This is a genomic window from Nocardia aurantia (genome assembly GCF_009604425.1).
In the GTDB taxonomy this organism is placed as follows: domain Bacteria; phylum Actinomycetota; class Actinomycetes; order Mycobacteriales; family Mycobacteriaceae; genus Nocardia; species Nocardia aurantia.
Window position 1 is genome coordinate 62,577 of record NZ_WEGI01000011.1, and the last position, 17,418, is coordinate 79,994.

The 17,418-nt window shown below is 70.3% G+C and carries 16 protein-coding genes; all 16 read left to right on the plus strand.

What is annotated here, in order from left to right; genetic code table 11:
• Positions 1–14 precede the first annotated feature (14 nt).
• The 16 genes from NRB56_RS38440 to NRB56_RS24680 all read left to right on the plus strand — a co-directional run bounded on the left by NRB56_RS38440 (position 15) and on the right by NRB56_RS24680 (position 17,407).
• Positions 15–2,825, plus strand: a complete 2,811-nt coding sequence (locus tag NRB56_RS38440; protein ID WP_194290974.1) for a hypothetical protein — start codon at positions 15–17, stop codon at positions 2,823–2,825.
• A complete protein-coding gene (locus NRB56_RS38445; RefSeq protein WP_194290975.1) occupies positions 2,822–3,037 on the plus strand; it encodes a hypothetical protein in 216 nt (71 codons plus the stop codon). The genes NRB56_RS38440 and NRB56_RS38445 overlap by 4 nt, the downstream gene beginning before the upstream one ends.
• Entirely contained in the window at positions 3,024–4,124 is a 1,101-nt protein-coding gene (locus tag NRB56_RS24615; RefSeq protein ID WP_153346193.1) for a glycoside hydrolase family 88 protein, read from the plus strand. Before NRB56_RS38445 ends, NRB56_RS24615 begins: the two co-directional genes overlap by 14 nt.
• On the plus strand, positions 4,121–5,056 hold the full coding sequence (locus tag NRB56_RS24620) for a sugar kinase (protein WP_153346195.1): 936 nt from the start codon (positions 4,121–4,123) through the stop codon (positions 5,054–5,056). Before NRB56_RS24615 ends, NRB56_RS24620 begins: the two co-directional genes overlap by 4 nt.
• Before the next feature lie 335 nt (positions 5,057–5,391).
• Entirely contained in the window at positions 5,392–6,786 is a 1,395-nt protein-coding gene (locus tag NRB56_RS24625) for a sensor histidine kinase (RefSeq protein WP_319943479.1), read from the plus strand.
• Positions 6,786–7,202 carry a roadblock/LC7 domain-containing protein gene (locus NRB56_RS24630; protein ID WP_153346197.1) on the plus strand — a complete coding sequence of 139 codons (417 nt, stop codon included), beginning with the start codon at positions 6,786–6,788 and terminating at the stop codon, positions 7,200–7,202. The genes NRB56_RS24625 and NRB56_RS24630 overlap by 1 nt, the downstream gene beginning before the upstream one ends.
• Positions 7,199–7,570 carry a DUF742 domain-containing protein gene (locus tag NRB56_RS24635; RefSeq protein WP_019930398.1) on the plus strand — a complete coding sequence of 124 codons (372 nt, stop codon included), beginning with the start codon at positions 7,199–7,201 and terminating at the stop codon, positions 7,568–7,570. The genes NRB56_RS24630 and NRB56_RS24635 overlap by 4 nt, the downstream gene beginning before the upstream one ends.
• A 28-nt stretch (positions 7,571–7,598) precedes the next feature.
• Positions 7,599–8,216 carry a GTP-binding protein gene (locus NRB56_RS24640; RefSeq protein WP_153346682.1) on the plus strand — a complete coding sequence of 206 codons (618 nt, stop codon included), beginning with the start codon at positions 7,599–7,601 and terminating at the stop codon, positions 8,214–8,216.
• Positions 8,213–9,493: a cytochrome P450 gene (locus NRB56_RS24645; RefSeq protein ID WP_319943480.1), complete on the plus strand. Its 1,281-nt coding sequence runs from the start codon at positions 8,213–8,215 to the stop codon at positions 9,491–9,493. Before NRB56_RS24640 ends, NRB56_RS24645 begins: the two co-directional genes overlap by 4 nt.
• Positions 9,490–10,722: a cytochrome P450 family protein gene (locus NRB56_RS24650; protein WP_319943481.1), complete on the plus strand. Its 1,233-nt coding sequence runs from the start codon at positions 9,490–9,492 to the stop codon at positions 10,720–10,722. The genes NRB56_RS24645 and NRB56_RS24650 overlap by 4 nt, the downstream gene beginning before the upstream one ends.
• A gap of 92 nt (positions 10,723–10,814) precedes the next feature.
• On the plus strand, positions 10,815–12,053 hold the full coding sequence (locus NRB56_RS24655) for a cytochrome P450 family protein (protein ID WP_319943482.1): 1,239 nt from the start codon (positions 10,815–10,817) through the stop codon (positions 12,051–12,053).
• Positions 12,054–12,151: 98 nt separating this feature from the next.
• Positions 12,152–12,907 carry an IclR family transcriptional regulator gene (locus tag NRB56_RS24660; protein ID WP_194290976.1) on the plus strand — a complete coding sequence of 252 codons (756 nt, stop codon included), beginning with the start codon at positions 12,152–12,154 and terminating at the stop codon, positions 12,905–12,907.
• A gap of 119 nt (positions 12,908–13,026) precedes the next feature.
• Positions 13,027–14,115 carry an ABC transporter substrate-binding protein gene (locus tag NRB56_RS24665; RefSeq protein ID WP_227838325.1) on the plus strand — a complete coding sequence of 363 codons (1,089 nt, stop codon included), beginning with the start codon at positions 13,027–13,029 and terminating at the stop codon, positions 14,113–14,115.
• Positions 14,112–14,954 (plus strand): ABC transporter ATP-binding protein, encoded by an 843-nt coding sequence (locus NRB56_RS24670; protein WP_153346200.1) that lies wholly within the window; start codon positions 14,112–14,114, stop codon positions 14,952–14,954. The genes NRB56_RS24665 and NRB56_RS24670 overlap by 4 nt, the downstream gene beginning before the upstream one ends.
• 261 nt (positions 14,955–15,215) lie before the next feature.
• Positions 15,216–16,010: an ABC transporter permease gene (locus NRB56_RS24675; RefSeq protein ID WP_319943546.1), complete on the plus strand. Its 795-nt coding sequence runs from the start codon at positions 15,216–15,218 to the stop codon at positions 16,008–16,010.
• 53 nt (positions 16,011–16,063) lie between these two features.
• Positions 16,064–17,407, plus strand: coding sequence for an LLM class flavin-dependent oxidoreductase (locus NRB56_RS24680; RefSeq protein WP_153346202.1), 1,344 nt, complete (start codon positions 16,064–16,066; stop codon positions 17,405–17,407).
• Positions 17,408–17,418: the final 11 nt, after the last annotated feature.

Sequence of the window (17,418 nt, forward strand, 5' to 3'; positions counted from 1 at the left end):
AGCGGAGCCGCGAAATGAGCCGCTACCTCCCCGATCTCGCGGCGGGCGAGCGCTCGTCGCACCCGCTCGACGAGCACGGCTTCGTCCGCGACTGGCTGGTCAGCCCGGCGTGGTCGATCCCCTGCGACGACCTCGGCGAGGTGCTGTCGCCGGACGGAAGCCCGTGGGGCGAGGACGGTCGCTGGGTGCTGACCAACGGGCCGGATGTGGCGCCGCTGAAACAGCGCCTCCACCAGCGGCATCCGCTGTATCTGGCCCAGCCGCTGCCGGTCGTGGTGGAGGGCGGTGACATCGCGTGGCAACTGCGCGCGGACGGGGAACTCCGGCGTGCCGCCTGGCGGCGCGCGCACGCCGGGACCGACGGCCTGCTGGACTGGAGCGAGTTCTGTTTCACCCCCGAGTACCGGCAGGCGATCGCGGCGACCGTGCTGGAGGTCGACCAGCCCGAGTACCGGGTGCTGGAGGTCGCCTGCACCGGCCCGATCGCGGTGTTCGTCGACGGCGAATGTATCGGTACCACAACGGATTTCACCTATATGGAGCCGGATACGCTGCGCGTGCGGGTGCGACTGCGTTCCGGGCGGACCGCGGTCCATCTGGTCGCCTGGCAGGTCGCCTTCCGGGAGTGCCGTCACGTGGCGAGCCTGCGGATCGAGGGCCTGCCGGTGCGGGTGCTGATCCCGTCGCCGGGCGCCGACGAGAATCGCTGTGCCGCCGCCGAAACCGTCCTGGACGCGATCGCGGTGACGCCATGGGCCGTCACCGGCGGCACCGTCACGCTGACCGGTCCCGCCGGGGTGCGGCTGGTGGTCGAACTCGACGACCACGCGCGCGAGGTGCGGCTCGACGGCGGCCGCGCGGCGGTGCCGTTGACCGCGCTCACCGCGCGGATCGCTGAAACCGCCGGGGACGTCGAAACCGTCGGGGACGCTGAGACCGTCGAGACTGCCGGGGGTGCTGAGACCGTCGGGGGCGCCGAGTCCGCCGAGATTGCCGAGACCGCCGGGGGTACTGAGACCGTCGGGGACGCCGAGTCCGCCGAGATTGCCGAGACCGCCGGGGGTGCTGAGACCGTCGGGGGCGCTGAGTCCGCCGAGATTGCCGAGACCGCCGGGGGCGCTGAGACCGTCGGGGACGCCGAGTCCGCCGAGACTGCCGAGACCGCCGGGGGCGCTCAGACCGTCGGGGACGCCGAGACTGCCGGGGACGCCGAGACCGCCGCCTCGATGCTTACGACCGGGGAAACGACTCTGACAGTACGTGTTCCGGGTACGCCGGTGTTGCGCCGGCTGCGGGTGGCGCGGGTGCCCGCCGAGTTTCGGCCGGAGCCCGACGGGACGGATGCGGCGTGCCGGCGGCGGGAACTGCTGCGGCACGTCGCATCCGGAGTGCCCGGGGTCGCACGGGCCCTGGCCCGGCACGCGCTGTGTCCCGGAACCGTTCCGGACGAGGCGGATCTGGCCCCGGCGCTGCGGATGATCGAATCCCGCAGCGACTGCGCCGATTTCGAGGCGATCGGACTGGTGCATCTGTGGCATCGGCTAGGCGACACGCGATGGCCCGTGGCGCAACGGGATCGGGTGCGCCGCGCGCTGCTGGGCTTCAAGTACTGGATCGACCAGCCCGGTCTGGACGCCATGTGTTACTTCACCGAGAACCACCAGTTCGTGTGGCACACCGCGGAGACCCTGATCGGTGAGCTGTTCCCGGACGAGAGGTTCGGCAACGCCGGCCGGCCGGGCCGGCGGCACGCCGACCACGGCCGCACACTGGCCGCCGAGTGGCTGCGGCGCAAGCTCACCGGCGGTTTCAGCGAGTTCGACTCCAACGCCTATCTGGCCATCGACTCCCTGGCCCTGGTCTCCTGGATCGAGTTCGCCGCCGACGACGGACTGCGCCGGCAGGCGGAAGCGTTGCTGGACAAGACTTTACTGACGCTGGCCGCGAACTCCTGGCGCGGGGTGCACGGCGCCGCGCACGGCCGCTCCTACGTGCCGACCCTGCGATCGTCGCGATTCGAGGAGACCGCGCCCATCATGTGGACGCTGTGGGGCGCGGGCGCGCTGAACTCGGCCGTGCTCCCGGCGACCGCCCTGGCGACCGCGACCTGTTACCGGATGCCCGAGGTGATCCGCGCGATCGCCACCGAGCCACCGGCGGAATGGGAAGGGCGGCAGGTGTATCGCGGTGACTACCGGTCGCACCACGATCTGCTGGACCGGCCGTACCGCTCGGATCTGCGGGTGTGGCGCACCCGGCGGCCATGCTGTCCAGCGTGCAGGACTACCGCAGTGGCCTGCCCGGTCTGCAGGAGCACATCTGGGGCGCGACCCTCGGGCCGGAGGTCCAGGTGTTCGCCACCCATGCCGCCGCCGACAGCACGTCCTCGTCGGCACGGCCGAATGCCTGGGCCGGGCAGCGTGTCCTGCCCCGCGCGCACCAGCACCGCGACACCGTCCTGGTGCTGCACCGGATTCCGGCGCACGACCGGTTCGGCACCCATCTGTGGTTCCCCACACCGCATCTGGACCGCTGGGTCGCCCGCGGATCGTGGCTGGCCGGTGCGGTCGGCGACGGGTATGTCGCCGTCGCGGCCGCCGGTGGGTTCGAGCCGGTCCGGGCGGGCGACGAGGCCGGCCAGGCGTGGCTGCCCCGCGGCGACGGCCGCGCCTTCGTGGCCACGGTCGGGCAGGCCGCGTCCGACGGATCGTTCGAGGAGTTCGCGGCCGCGCTCGCCGAACCCGGGTTCGGCGCCGGGACGGTCTCGTGGCGGGCGCGCGACGGCCGCGCGCTGGCGCTCTCGTGGCCGGGCGCCTTCACCGTGAACGGTTCGCCCGCACTGGAACTCGTGGACGGTGTGCCGGGCGAGCCGCCGCACCTGGACAATCCGGCGGTGTGCCTGCCGTTCGGCGCGCCGCGGCTGACGGCCGGGTGGGCGGGGCATCGGCTGGTGCTGGATCTCGCCGCCGGGCGTCGCCTCGAACCCGAGAGCGGTGTGCCCGCAATCGAATCCGGGGCGGCAGATGTCCGCCGCTGATCCGTCCTCCGCCCGCCGGGCCGCGCCGCCGCTGCCGCCGTTGCCGGAACTGTCCGCGCCGCGACTGATCCGGATCGGCGAGCGGCTGGTGCGGCGCACCTGGGCGGTGGGACTGCCCGCCTGGTTCTGGGGGGAGGGGGTGTGCCTGCTGGGCATGCTGCGATTCGCGCGGGCCCGTGGCGCGCCGGTACCGCCCGAGGTGGTGGATTGGCTTCGGCGCCAATGGGATACCGGGATCGAGGTGACCCATGTGAACAACCTCGCCCCCGGCGCCGCGGCGGTGCTCGCCGCCGCCGAGTACCCGGATCTCGCCGAATCGGCGGTGGCACTGGGCCGATGGTTCCGGGAGTCGCCCGCCGCGACGCGGGCGCCGAACGGGGCGCTGGAACACTGGCCGGGCGGGGTGTGGGCCGACACCACGTTCATGGCCGGTGTGTTCCTCGGGCACCTGGGCGAGCAACTCGGCGACCCGGAGCCGGTGCGGTGGTTCGGCGAACAACTGCTCGCCCACGCCGAGATCCTGCAGGATCCGGTCACCGGGCTGTTCGCGCACGGATCCCATCGCGGCGAGACGATTCCGTGCTTCTGGGGACGCGGCAACGCCTGGTGCGCCCTCGCGGCGGTCGAATTCCTGGAAGTGGCCGCCCGCGGCCGGGTTCCGGTGGATCGCGCGCAGCGAACGGCGGTCGCCGGGGTGCTCACCCGGCAGTTGCGCGCGCTCGCCGCGCGGCAGCCGGAGCACGGCGTGTGGAGTGTGCTCGTCGACGACCAACCCGAGAACGCCGGAATTCTGGAGACCTCGGCCGCCGCCGGGATCGGCGCCGCGATGTTGCGCGCGGCGGCCGTCCTGCCCGGCTGCCCGGCCGAGATCCGTGCCGCCGGTTGGCGGGCGGTCGCCGGTGCGCTGGCCTACGTCGACGCCGCCGGTACCCTCACCCGGGTCAGCGCCGGTACGGTGCTGCAACTGATCCCGTTCGGCTACAGCGTGATTCGTGACGATGTACAGCAGCCGTGGGGTCAGGGCCTGGCCCTGCACGCGGTGGCGGCGGCCTTGGCGGCGGCGGAATTCCCCGCGGGCGCACCGTGATCACCGCACCGGCGCCGGGCACGGTGCTGTGCGTGGGGGAGCCGCTGATCGCGCTGACCCCGCCCGCCGCGACCGGCCTCCGGGACGCCGAGACGTTGTCGGTGGCCGTCGGCGGTGCGGAGGTCAACGTCGCGGTCGGCCTGGCGCACCTGGGGGTGCCGAGCCGGTTCGCCGGGCGGGTGGGCGACGACCCGTTCGGCCGCCGGGTGTCCGCGGTGCTCACCGCCGCCGGCGTGGACGCCCGATTCCTCGAGGTCGACCCGGATCGCCCGACCGGTCTGTATCTGAAGGATCCGGCCGGGGCGGTGCGTTATTACCGGAAGGATTCGGCCGCCTCGGTTCTCGCGCGACTGCCGGACGCGGCGCGGGACGGGGTCGGGCACATCCACGTCACCGGCATCACGGCGGCGCTGTCGCCGCCGTGCCGGGACCTGGTGACCGAATTGCTGTCCGCACCCGGCGCCACCGCCTCGTTCGATCTGAATTACCGTCCGGCGCTGTGGCATCCGGCCGACGCCGGCCCGATCCTGCTGGCGCTCGCCGAACGGGCCGACATCGTACTGGCGGGTCTCGACGAGGCGGCCCTGCTCTGGGATGTGCACGAGCCCGCGGACATTCGCGCGTTGCTGCCCGGCGTCACCGAATTGATCGTCAAGGACGGGCCGCGCCGCGCCAGCGCCTTCCGCGGCGCCGACCGCGTCGACGTGCCGCCGCTGCCCACCGCGGTCGTCGAGCCGATCGGCGCCGGCGACGCCTTCGCCGCGGGTTACCTGGCGGCCCGGCGCGGCGGGGCGAGCCTGGCCGCGGCGCTGCGCACCGGACATCTGCTGGCCGCCATCGTGATCGGCGGTCACACCGATCACGGTCGCGCGCCGACGGCCCGCGAACTGGACCTGGCCCGCACCGGGGCCGGCTGGCCCGCGGCCCGCTGAACGCGCCGGCGCGGCTCGCCGAATTGCGCGGCACGGCTGGTTGCCGCAGCTGGGAAGCGTTTGCCCGATATTGCTCGGGGGTACTCGACTCTGGCCGACTGGCGCGGGTGTGCCGGACTGGCTATGCTCATCCGCGGCTCGAAACTGCTTGTCGGTCCGCTCGTTTGGGTTACCCCTGAGTTGCGGATAGGTCCGGGGAGGCTGTGCCATTTCCCTTGGCGAGTGTGGAAGTGCGGAAGGTGTCACAGTCATCGAATCCGCCGGAGGATGAACGTCGCAGTGCCGTAGCGCAGCGGCGGAATCCGACCGTTCCGGTAGTACTGGGCGTCACGATCGTGACGGCGAGTATTGCGGTGTGGTCGGTTCTCATCTCCCCGGCAAATCTCCGGATCCCCCTCGGCGTCGGTCTCGGCGCGGCGGCGATCATCATCTCGGTCAGCATCGGTCTGGCCGTACACAATGCTGTCGAGGCCGGGCGCGCCCGCGCCGAGGCCGCCTGGTACCGCGAGGGTATCGACCAGGCGCGGATCGTGGTCGACCAGGCGCGCCGGGACGCCGATCTCGCGCGCGTCGACGCCGAGCGCTACCGGATCGACTCCGAGCGCTCGGCCCAGACCACCGCGATCGATATGGCGACCCGCCTGGCGGCCGCCGACGAGAACGTCGCGCACTACGCCCGCGAGGCGCAGCAGAACGAGAATCGGCGCTCCGCGGCCGTGGCGTCCTTCGCCAGCGCCGCGGGCCGTATGCAGGCGATGATGACCAGCATGCTCGCCGAACTGCGCGAGATGGAGCACCGGCACGGGGATCCCGCGGTGCTCGCCGATCTGCTGGAACTGGACCATCGCACCGCGCAGGCGGGGCGGCTGGCCGACAGTGTGGCCGTCCTCAGCGGCGCCCGGTCCGGTCGGCGCTGGGCGAAACCCATTGCGATGGAATCGATCCTGCGTGGCGCGATGGGCCGGGTCGCGGGCTATCAGCGCGTCCGGTTGCGCGCGGTCGCGGATGTCGCGGTGCTCGGCCACGCCGCCGAGGGCGTGATGCACGCGCTGGCCGAACTGATCGACAACGCCTGCAACTTCTCGCCGCCGACCACCGAGGTGCACGTGTACGCCGCGGAAGTGCCTGCGGGCGTGGTGGTCACGATCGAGGACAGCGGTCTCGTGATGAGCGAGTCCGCGCTGCGCCGCGCCGAGCACGCCGTCTCCGGCGAGACCGTGGGCGGCCGGGACCTCTCCTCGCTGACCGGAACCCGGCTGGGCCTCGCGGTCGTCGGCCACCTGGCGCGCAAACACTCTCTGACCGTGTCCTATCGGCCGTCGGCGATCGGCGGCACCGCCGTGGTCGTCGTGGTGCCGCGTGAGCTGACCGCCCGCCTGGATCGCACCCCCGGCGCGACCACCGTGCTGGCGCTGCCCGCCGCCGGAGTCACGGTCGCGGCCGCTCCGCGCCCGGCCGCGGGAACCGTTGCGGCCGAGCCGATCTCCGCCACCACCACGGCGCAGCTGCCGGTGGCCGAGGACGCCCGGCTGCCGAAGCGGCGCCGCGGCAGCACGCTCGCCGCCGTACATCCGGACGGTCTGTCCGGCCCCGCCGGAACCGAGAACGCGACGCAGACGCCGCCTCCCGCCCGGCCCGATGCGCTCGGAGCATTCCAGCGCGCGGTGACCGGTCGCGACATCGACGCCGCGGCCACCGTATCCCCCTCTGTCGCCGTGGAGAACGATTGATGACGACATCCGCCACCTCTCAGCTCAGCTGGCTGCTCGAGCAGTTGCTGGACCGCACCCCGGAGACGCGGCACGCGCTGCTGTTGTCCAGTGACGGGCTGAAAATCTGTCACACGCCGGAATTGTCGATCGACAAGGCCGATCAGCTGGCGGCCATCTCGGCCGGCATCCAGAGCCTCGCGCACGGCGCCTCCGCCGAATTCGGTAACGGCCGCAGCGGTGTCCGTCAATCGATGACGGAGTTCTACGGCGGCATCCTGTTCATCGTCGAGGCGGGCCAGGGCGCCCACATCGCGGTGGTGGCGGCGGAGGAGGCGGACGCGGGCCTGGTCGGCCACAACATGCGCGAACTGGTCGAGCAACTCAGCGAGCACCTGGCCGCACCGCCCCGGGCCGAGGGCGAGATCGTATCGTGACGAGGCCCGGTCGCGACGACGCTCCGGATCGGCTGTACACGCTGACCGGCGGCCGCAGCCGCCCGGACACCGATGCCTTCGATCTGGTCACGCTCGTGGTGAGCGAATGCGATCCGGTGCCGGGTATGCCGTCCGAACAGGTGAAGATCCTCGGAATGTGCCGCGCCCCCACCGCGGTGGTGGAGATCGCGGCGGAACTGCGGTTGCCGGTCGGCATCACCATGGTCCTGCTCTCCGACCTGTTGCTCGCCGGGAAGATCACCGTGCGACATCCGAAGACCGGCCACACCGGCCCCGGTGCGCAGCAGAATTCGCTGTTCGACACCGCCATGCTCGAGAAGGTGCTCGTTGGACTCCGCAACCTTTGACCCCCGGCCCGCGCGGGCCGAGGCGCCGTTGCTCAGCACGGCCAGCCGGGGCCTGAAGATCGTCGTGATCGGCGGCTTCGGCGTCGGCAAGACCACTCTGGTGCGCGCGGTCAGCGAGATCCGCCCGCTGGACACCGAGGCGACGATGACCAACGTCGGCGTGGGTATCGACGATCTGTCCGCGGTGCCCGGAAAAGCCACCACCACAGTGGCTTTCGACTTCGGCCGGATCACCATCGACGCCGAGCACGTGCTGTACCTGTTCGGAGCGCCGGGGCAGGAACGATTCTGGTTTCTGTGGGACCGGCTGTTCACCGGCGCGCTGGGCGCGATCGTCCTGGTCGACCAGCGGCGCATCGCCGACTCCTGGTACTCCATCGATCGTCTCGAGCACCAGAAGATCCCGTTCGTGGTGGCGCGCAACAACTTCGGTGGCGCGACCCAGACGCTGGCCGACATCCGCGACGCGCTGGACCTGGATCCGCAGGTGCCGCTGATCGATTGCGATGCGCGGTCCCGGGATTCGTGCAAGCAGATCCTGATCGCCTTGGTGGAGCACCTGTTCCGGGGCGCCACGCGGCTGCGGGAACAGACGGCCCAGGCCCTGGGCCCGGCATACCAACTCGGTCCGGAGGTAGTCTCGTGAGCGCACCCGATGCCGCCTCGAATCACGCCGGTGGCTGCCCGGTCGCGTCGCGGCCGCCGGTATCGCTGTCCGGCCCCGTCTTCCACACCGATCCGCACCAGCTGTACGGCCAGATGCGCCGGGAGCACGGACCGGTGGTGTCGGTGGAGCTGCCCGGCGGCATCCCGGCCTGGCTGGTGATCGGCTATCGCGAATTGCACCAGGTGCTCAGCGATCCCGAGCTGTTCCCGCGGAACGTGGCGCTGTGGAACCAGTGGCCCAACATCCCGCCGGACTGGCCGCTGCTGCCGATGGTGGGGCAGCCGATGCCGTCGATCTATTTCAGCGCCGGCGCCGAGCACCGGCGGCACGTGACGATGGTGGAGCCCGCGCTGGAGGCGGTGGATCCGTTCGAATTGCGCCGCATCACCGAGGAATTGGCCGATCGGCTGATCGACCTGTTCTGCGGCCGCGGTGAGGCGGACCTGATCGCGTCCTACGCCGAGCCGCTGCCGGTGTACGCGATCGGCCGGATCGTCGGCGTCGCCGACGAGGACATCCCGGACCTGGCCTGGACGATGAAGACGCTCGCCGACGGCGGCGCGGACGCCATCCTCGCCCATCAGCGGTTCGGCGAGCACACCCAGAAGCTGGTCGCCGCCCGGCGCAACCGGCCGGGCAACGACGTGACGAGCCGGATGATGCAGCATCCGATCCCGTTCACCGACGAGGAGTACGCGCTGGATCTGATGGCGATCCTGGCGGCCGGACATCTGACGACGGCGGACTGGATCGGCAACTCGGTGCGGCTCATGCTGGTCCAGGATCGTTTCGCGGCGGCCTTCGGCGGCGGGCGCAACAGCATCGCGCAGGCGATGAACGAAGTGCTGTGGGACGACGTGCCGTCCCAGATCCTGGCCGGGCGCTGGGCATCCCGCGACACCCGGCTCGCGGAGAAGGTGATCCGGTCCGGCGACATGCTGCTGCTGGGCCTGGCCGGCGCCAACACCGACCCGCACATCCGGCAGAACCTGGACGACCGTCAGCAGGCGGCCTACACGGGCAACAACGCCCACTTCGGTTTCAGCTACGGCGAATACCGGTGCCCCTTCCCCGCGCAGCAGATCGGCGAGATCATCGCGCGGACCGGCATCGAGGTGTTGCTGGACCGGCTGCCCGACATCCAGCTCGGGGTGTCGGAGGCGACGCTGGCGCGGCGGCCCTCGGTATTCCAGGGCGGAATGACCTCACTACCAGTCCGTTTCACCGCAGTCCGTCCGCTCGGAGGTCTATCGTGAGCTCGAAATGCCCGTTCGGCGACACCATCTCGATCGATCCGATGGTCGGGGATCTGCCCGGCGAGACCGCGCGACTGCGGGCCGCCGGCGCGGTGGCCCGGATCGATCTGCTGGGCGCCCCCGCGCTGACCGTCACCGACCACACGCTGGCCCGGCAACTGCTGGTGGACAGCCGCCTGGTGAAGGACATCAACGCCTGGAGCCTGTGGCAGTCGGGCGCGGTCACCTACGAATGGCCGCTGATCGGCATGGTCGACGCCGGCCGTTCGATGTTCACCGTCGACGGGCCCGAGCATCGGCGGCTGCGGATCAAGACCACCCAGGCGCTGTCGCCGCGGCGGCTGGAACTGTTGCGTCCCACCGTGGCCCGGCTCACCGACGAGCTTCTCGACGATCTGGCCGAGGCCGGGCGCGACGGTGCGGTGGTGGATCTGAAGCAGCTGTTCGCCTATCCGCTGCCGATGCGGGTGGTGGGCGAGTTGCTCGGCGTCGACCGCGTCGACCATCCGATGCTGCTGGAGTCCTACAAGAAGTTCTTCTCGGTGCTGACCCCGCAGGACGAACGGCTGCGGATCATCGCCGAACTGGACGACTACTACCTGGATCTGATCCGCAAGCGGACCGCGCAGCCCGGTGACGATCTGCTGTCCGCGCTCATCTTCGCCGACGACGGCGGCGACCGGCTGACCGAGGAGGAGGTCCTCGGCAATCTGAAGGCGCTGGTGGCCGCCGGGCACGAGACGACGGTCAGCCTCATCCTGAATGCGGTGCGCGCCTTGCTGATCCGCCCGGAGCAGCTGGCGCTGCTGCGGGCCGGCGACGCGGACTGGAAGCAGGCCGTGGAGGAGACGCTGCGGTACGAGAGCCCGTCGACGCATCTGCTGATGCGTTTCGCCACCGAGGACATTCCGGTGGGGGACGCGGTGATCGAGAAGGGCGAGGGCGTGGTGATGTCGTATCGCGCGATCGGCCGCGACACCGCCGTGCACGGCGCCGACGCCGACGAATTCGACATCGAGCGTCCGAGTGCCAACCGGCACTTGGCCTTCGGATACGGGCCGCACGTGTGCCCGGGCGCCGGCCTGTCGCGGCTGGAGGGCAATGTGGCCCTGCCGGCGTTGTTCGAGCGTTTCCCGGGGCTGCGACTGGCGGTGCCGGTGGCCGAGATCCGGAATCTGCCGGTGATGACGCAGAACGACATCGTGGCATTTCCGGTGCACTTGAGCTGATTTCGCCGATACGGTGGTCCGGCGTACCGATCGGTGTGCCGGATATCGCCATTGCTCTTACGATTCGGATAGCTTTCGAATAGCGTGTGCGTGTGCTCGAACCCGTAGCGTCGGTCGATTCGGACCCGGCTCCGATTCCGCTGTTCGGCCCGCGCTTCCTGAACGATCCCCGAGGGCTGTATCGCGAGATGCGGCGCGGACACGGTGCGGTGGTGCCGGTGGAGCTGCCCGGCGGCCTGCCCGCCTGGCTGGTCATCGGTTACCGCGAATTGCACCAGGTCACCAGCGATCCCGAACTCTATCCCCGGGACGCGGCGCTGTGGAACCAGTGGCCGAACGTGCCGCCGGACTGGCCGCTGCTGCCCATCCTCCCGATCTCGCCGTCCCCGGCGCTCGCCGACAACACGCACCGCGCGCAGCAGGCCAATCTCGACGCGGCGCTGGAGACCATGGACGCGTTCGCGCTGCGGCGTGACTGTGAGGAACTGTCCGACCGGCTGATCGACAGTTTCTGCGGTCGTGGCACCGCGGATCTGGTCGGCGCGTTCGCCGAACCCCTGCCGGTGCTGGCGCTGGCCCGCCTGATCGGCCTGCCGGACGCCGAGGGCCTGGAACTGCTGCGCTCGATGGAGGTCATCGGCGATGCCGGCGCCGACTCCATGCAGGCGTACGGCCGGCTGGCGGAGAGCATGCGGCAGTTGATCATCCACAAGCGCGACCGGCCGGGCCCGGATCTGGCGACCGCTCTGTTGCAGCAGGGCACCTACACCGAGGAGGCGTGCGGCCTGACGCTGATGTCGGTGCTGTTCGCCGGGCACATCACCACCGCCGACTGGCTGGTGCACTCGATGCGGCTGATGCTCACCGACGACCGGTTCGCCAGCGCCTTCGGCGGCGGCCGGCGCAGTATCGGCCAGGCGATGAACGAGGTGCTGTGGGAGGAGACCCCCACGCAGATCCTCGCGGGTCGCTGGGCGGCGCGCGATACTCGGCTGGGCGACAAGGTGATTCGCGCGGGCGACATGCTGCTGCTCGGCCTGGCCGCCGCCAATTCCGATCCGGAGGTGCGGCAGTACACCGGGGTCGAGCCGTCGAGCATCGGCAACAGCGCGCATTTCGCGTTCGGACACGGCGAATACCGTTGCCCCTACGGCGCACAACAGATGGCCGAGACGATCGCGCGGACCGGTATCGAGGTGCTGCTGGACCGGTTGCCGGACATCGACCTGGCCGTCGAGCCCGAGACCTTGGTGCGCCGGCCGTCACCGTTCCTCAGCGGGATGACCTCGCTGCCGGTGCGATTCACCGCGGTGCGGCCCCTGAGCGGCTGAACCGCCCGCGGTGGCACGGAATCGCGGTGCGCCGAATCCTTGTGGCGAATCCGGTGTCGTCCGATAGTTCCCTGGAGGCGGAACCTGAGGAGGATGCCATGAGCGAGCAGCCGAGGTCGGGAACACAGGCGGTGGATCGGGCGCTCCACGTGCTGAACTGCTTCGCGGGAACGGATCCGGAGCTGTCGGTGAGCGAGCTGGCCCAGCGCGCCCGGCTGCCGGTGAGTACGACGCATCGGCTGGCGCAGGCCCTGGTCCGGGGTGGTCTGCTGGAGCAGGATCTGGGCACGGACCGGTACCGGGTGGGTAGCGGGCTGGCCGATCTGGCCGGACCGGCGCTGGCGCGACTGGGTTTCGACACCGTGGCGCAGGCCGGGATCGAGGCCGTGGCCCCACATGTGTACGCGCTCGCCGCCGGCATCCGGATCACGGTGAACCTCAACGTCGCCGATCGCGCCGAGTCGGTGTCGGTTCTGCAGGCGCGGCCGCCGGTGTGGTTCTGCGCCAATCAGGTTCAGACGGCGCGGCGGCCGCTGTACGCCAGCGCGGCGGGGCGGGCCATGCTGGCGTTCGCCCCGGGCGACCGGATGCCGGCGCCGGTGCGCCAGAGCCTGCACGGCGTGCGCCGGACCGGGTTCGCGGTGGAGGAGATCGACGCGGCCGAGCCGGTGCGGTCGGTGGCCGTGCCCATCCTGAGCGCGGATCGGCAGGTGTGGGGCGCGTTGAGCGTCCAGGCCCGGTCGGTGCGGCTCAACGACGAACTGGTCCGGACGGTGGTGCCGGCCATGCGGCAACTGGCGGGCCGGCTGAGTCCGTATTTTCACGCCGAGGCCGCGGCGCACACTTCCGAGTAATTAAAATCACGCTGATTTCCACAGCGTGAAAAGCGTATTGCCCGGCGGCCGATCCGCCAGCACGATTGATTCAGCGGCGAGTTGTTCGCCGCAGTCGTCCGCATATATCAGGAACAGGCATGCTGGAGAATCCGATAAAATCCACACGTAAAAAGCGGTTGTACCGAACGCTCTACGCACTGTTGACGCTGTGCCTGATCGCCGGGACCGTCGCGGCGTGTGGCAAAGGCGGCTCGGGCGCCACGGCGGACGGCAAGTCGATCCTTCGCTACCAGGGCTCGACCGGTCAGGTCGGCGCCTTCGAATTGGCCGCGGATCTGGGTTACTTCTCGAAGATACAATTGCACTGGGAAGGCGACACCACCAGCGGCCCGGCCAATATCCAGGCCGCCGCCACGAAACAGATCGAATTCGGCAGCGCCTTCAACGGCGCGGTGGTCAAATTGTCCGCCGGCGGTGCGCCGATCACCTCGGTCCTGTCCTCCTACGGCGCGGACCAGGACTCGTTCACCGGATATTTCGTGCGTGACGATTCCGGTATCAAGAGCGCTCGCGACCTCATCGGCAAGAAGGTCGGGGTGAACACCCTCGGCGCCCACCACGAGTTCATCACCCGGGAATGGCTGCATCAGCAGGGGCTCAGCGAGCCGGAGATCAAGCAGGTACAGCTGGTCGTGCTGCCGCCGGTCAGCACCGAGGAGGCCCTGCGCAAGGGACAGATCGACGTCGCCGCGCTGGGCAGCGTCTTCCGGGAGACCGCGGTCGCGCGCGGCGGTATCCATTCGCTGTACACGGACAAGGATCTGTTCGGTCAGTTCGACTACGGCACCTACGTTTTCCGCAAGGATTACATCGCCGCGCACCAGGACGCCGTGCGGGATTTCGTCCAGGGCACCGCCCGCGCGATCCGCTGGGCCCAGGTCACCCCGCGCGACCAGGTGGTCGCCCGCTTCACCGACATCATCAGCAAGCGCGGCCGCAACGAGAATCTCGACCTGCTGAAGTGGTATCGCAGCACCGGTATCCCCGCGCCGGGCGGAGTGATCGCCGACAAGGAGATCCAGATCTGGATCGACTGGCTCGTCCGCAACGGTGAACTGCCGCAAGGCAAATACCGGGCCACCGACCTGTACACCAATCAGTACAACCCCTACGCAAACGGCACCTACAAACCCGACGCCGGTCCGACCGGGGAGGCAGCGAAATGACCACAGCGACAACGCAAGTGAAACTGTCGATCTCCGGGGTCGGTAAGGAATTCGCCGCCCGCGGCCGATCCGGTGGCGCCCTCGCCGCACTGCGGGACGTGACGCTGGAATTGCGTACCGGCGAATTCCTGGTGCTGGTCGGGCCGAGCGGATCCGGGAAGTCGACCCTGCTGGACCTGCTCGGCGGGCTGACGGCGCCGAGCAGCGGGCAGATCCTGCTGGACGGGCGGCCGATCACCGGCCCCGGGCTGGATCGGGGCGTCGTCTTCCAGCAGTACGCGTTGCTGCCGTGGCGCACCGCGCGGGCCAACATCGAATTCGGCTTGGAGGCCAAGGGAATCCGCCGGAAGCAGCGTCGGGCCGTCGCGGACGACTACCTGGAACTGGTGGGGCTCGGCGGTTTCGGTGACCGCTATCCGCACGAGCTGTCCGGCGGGATGAAGCAGCGGGTCGCGATCGCTCGCAGCCTGGCCTTCGATCCCGAGGTCCTGCTGATGGACGAGCCCTTCGCGGCGCTGGACGCGCAGACCCGGGAATCGTTGCAGGACGAGCTTTTGCGGATCTGGCAGACCACGGGCAAGACGATCCTGTTCATCACCCACGGTATCGACGAGGCCGTGTATCTGGGTCAGCGCGTGGCCGTGCTGACCTCGCGGCCGGGCCGGATCAAGGCCGTGGTGGACATCGACATCGACCGGGACGGTGACGATATCCGGTCCAGTGAGCAGTTCCGCCGGCTGCGGCACGAGATCTGGACGCTGCTGCAGAGCGAGGTGACCCGGGCCCAGGGGCTCGAGCGCGTGGCGATATCGGCCCGGACCGGCGCGTCCGGACAGTGACGGAGGAATTCCATGTCCAGTGTTGTTCAGATCATTCCGAGGGCGGCCGAGGCCGACAGGTCGGAGACCGCGAGCTCGGCGACCACGGCCGTCCGGACCGCCGTCGCCGCGCCGGTGACCGCCGCGCGGTCAGGCGCCGCCGCACCGGCCGATACCGTCGCCGCGGCTGACACTGTCGCTGTAGCCGATACCGTTGCTGCGGCCGATACCGTTGCCGCGGCCGGAGGCGCCGTGCCGGTGCCCGATTCCGCGGACCGGGACATCCGGTCGCGGTCGGTCGTCCGCGTCGCCGCCGCCTTCGCAGGCCGGCTGTTGTGGCGAATCGTCAAGCCGCTGATCGTGATCGCGGTGTTCGCCGGCATCTGGGAGGCGTCGCCGCGGCTGGGCCTGGTCGACGAGGTGTTCCTGCCACCGCTGTCGACGGTGCTCGGCGCGTTCGTGGATCTGGTGCGCAGCGGCGAGATGGCCGAGCACGTCGAGGCGAGCCTCGCCCGCTCGGTGGTCGGTTTCGCCCTCGCGGTCGTGGTGGCGGTACCGGTCGGCGTCGCCATCGCCTGGTACAAGCCGATCGCCGAATTCCTCAATCCGCTGCTCGAATTGTTCCGCAACACCGCCGCACTGGCCCTGCTACCGGTGTTCGTGCTGATCCTCGGCATCGGCGAGACCTCGAAGATCGCGCTGGTGGTGTACGCCGCGTTCTTCCCGATCCTGCTGAACACCATCAACGGTGTCCGCACCGTCGATCCGCTGCTGGTGAAATCCGCTGTCTCCCTCGGCTTCTCACCCTTGCGCCTGTTCGCGAAGGTGATCCTGCCGGCCTCGGTGCCATCCATCTTCACCGGTGTGCGGATGGCGGCCGCCGCCTCGATCCTGGTGCTGATCGCGGCCGAGATGGTCGGCGCCCGAGCCGGATTGGGCTACCTCATCACCGCCGCCCAGCAGAACTTCCAGATCCCGCAGATGTACGCCGGCATCCTCGCGATCTCGCTGGTGGGCCTGCTGTTCAACGCCGTACTGGTCGGCATCGAACGCCGCCTGTCCCGCTGGCGCAGCTAGATCCGCGCTCGCCCGGCCTCCGGCAACCACTTCACGAAGGACGTTCGACTCCGATGACACACGACAACAACACCCTGCACATCAACGCCTTTCTGATGGGCGTCGGCCACCACGAGGCCGCCTGGCGGCATCCGCGGACCGAGGCGCACCGGGTGCTCGACGTCGCGCACTACCAGGAGCTCGCCCGGATCGCCGAACGCGGGCGGCTCGACTCCATCTTCTTCGCCGACAACCTCGCCGTGGGCGCGTACGTGAAGCGCAACGTGCACACGGTCTTCGAGCCGATCACCCTGTTGTCGGCGATCGCCCCGGTCACCGAGAAGATCGGCCTGATCGCCACCGCGTCCACCTCCTATCACGAGCCGTACGCGCTGGCCCGGGCTTTCGCCTCGCTGGATCACCTCAGCAACGGGCGGGCCGGCTGGAACATCGTCACCTCGGGCACCGAGGCCGAGGCGTTCAATTTCGGCTACGACGCCATCCCGGAGCACGCGCGCCGGTACGCCCGTGCCGAGGAATTCGTCGATGTCGCCGAACAGCTCTGGGACAGTTGGGAACCCGGCGCCCTGGTGCTGGACGCGGACGAGGGCGTGTTCGCCGATCCCGGCAAGGTGCACGCCGTCGACTACGCCGGCGAGCGGTTCCGGGTGCGGGGGCCGCTGAACTCGCCGCGCAGTCCGCAGGGCCGCCCGCTGCTGGTGCAGGCCGGGTCGTCCGAGGACGGTAAGGAATTCGCCGCGCGGCACGCGGAGGCGGTGTTCACCGCGCAGCAGACCCTCGCCGAGGGGCAGGCGTTCTACCGGGACCTCAAGGACCGGCTCGCGCGCCACGGCCGCGCCGAGGGCGACTTGAAGGTGCTGCCGGGCCTGGTGCCGTTCATCGCCGACACCGAGGCCGAAGCCGTCGCCCTGCAACAAGAATTCACCGGCCTGATCTCCCCGGACTACGCGCTGCGGCAGCTGTCGACCATGCTGGGGCTCGATCTGACCGCCTATCCACTGGATCGGCCGCTGCCGCCGCTGCCGGACGAGAGCGCCGTCGAGGGCCAGAAGAGCCGCTTCACACTGGTGAAGCAGCTGGCCGCAGGTCGGGAGCTCACGGTCCGGCAGCTGATCGGCGAACTCGGCGGCGGCCGCGGACACCGCACGCTCGCCGGCACGCCCGAGCAGATCGCCGACGATCTGGAGACCTGGTTCCGGGGCGGCGCCGCGGACGGTTTCAACATCATGCCGCCGTATCTGCCCGGCGGGCTCACCGACTTCGTCGAGCGCGTGGTGCCGATCCTGCAGCGGCGCGGGCTGTTCCGCACCGAGTACACCGCCACCACGCTGCGCGGGCACTACGGGCTCGCGCCCGTGCCGAACCGTTTCGCCGACGCGGTCCCCGCGACCGCCTGAGCCGTTCCGAA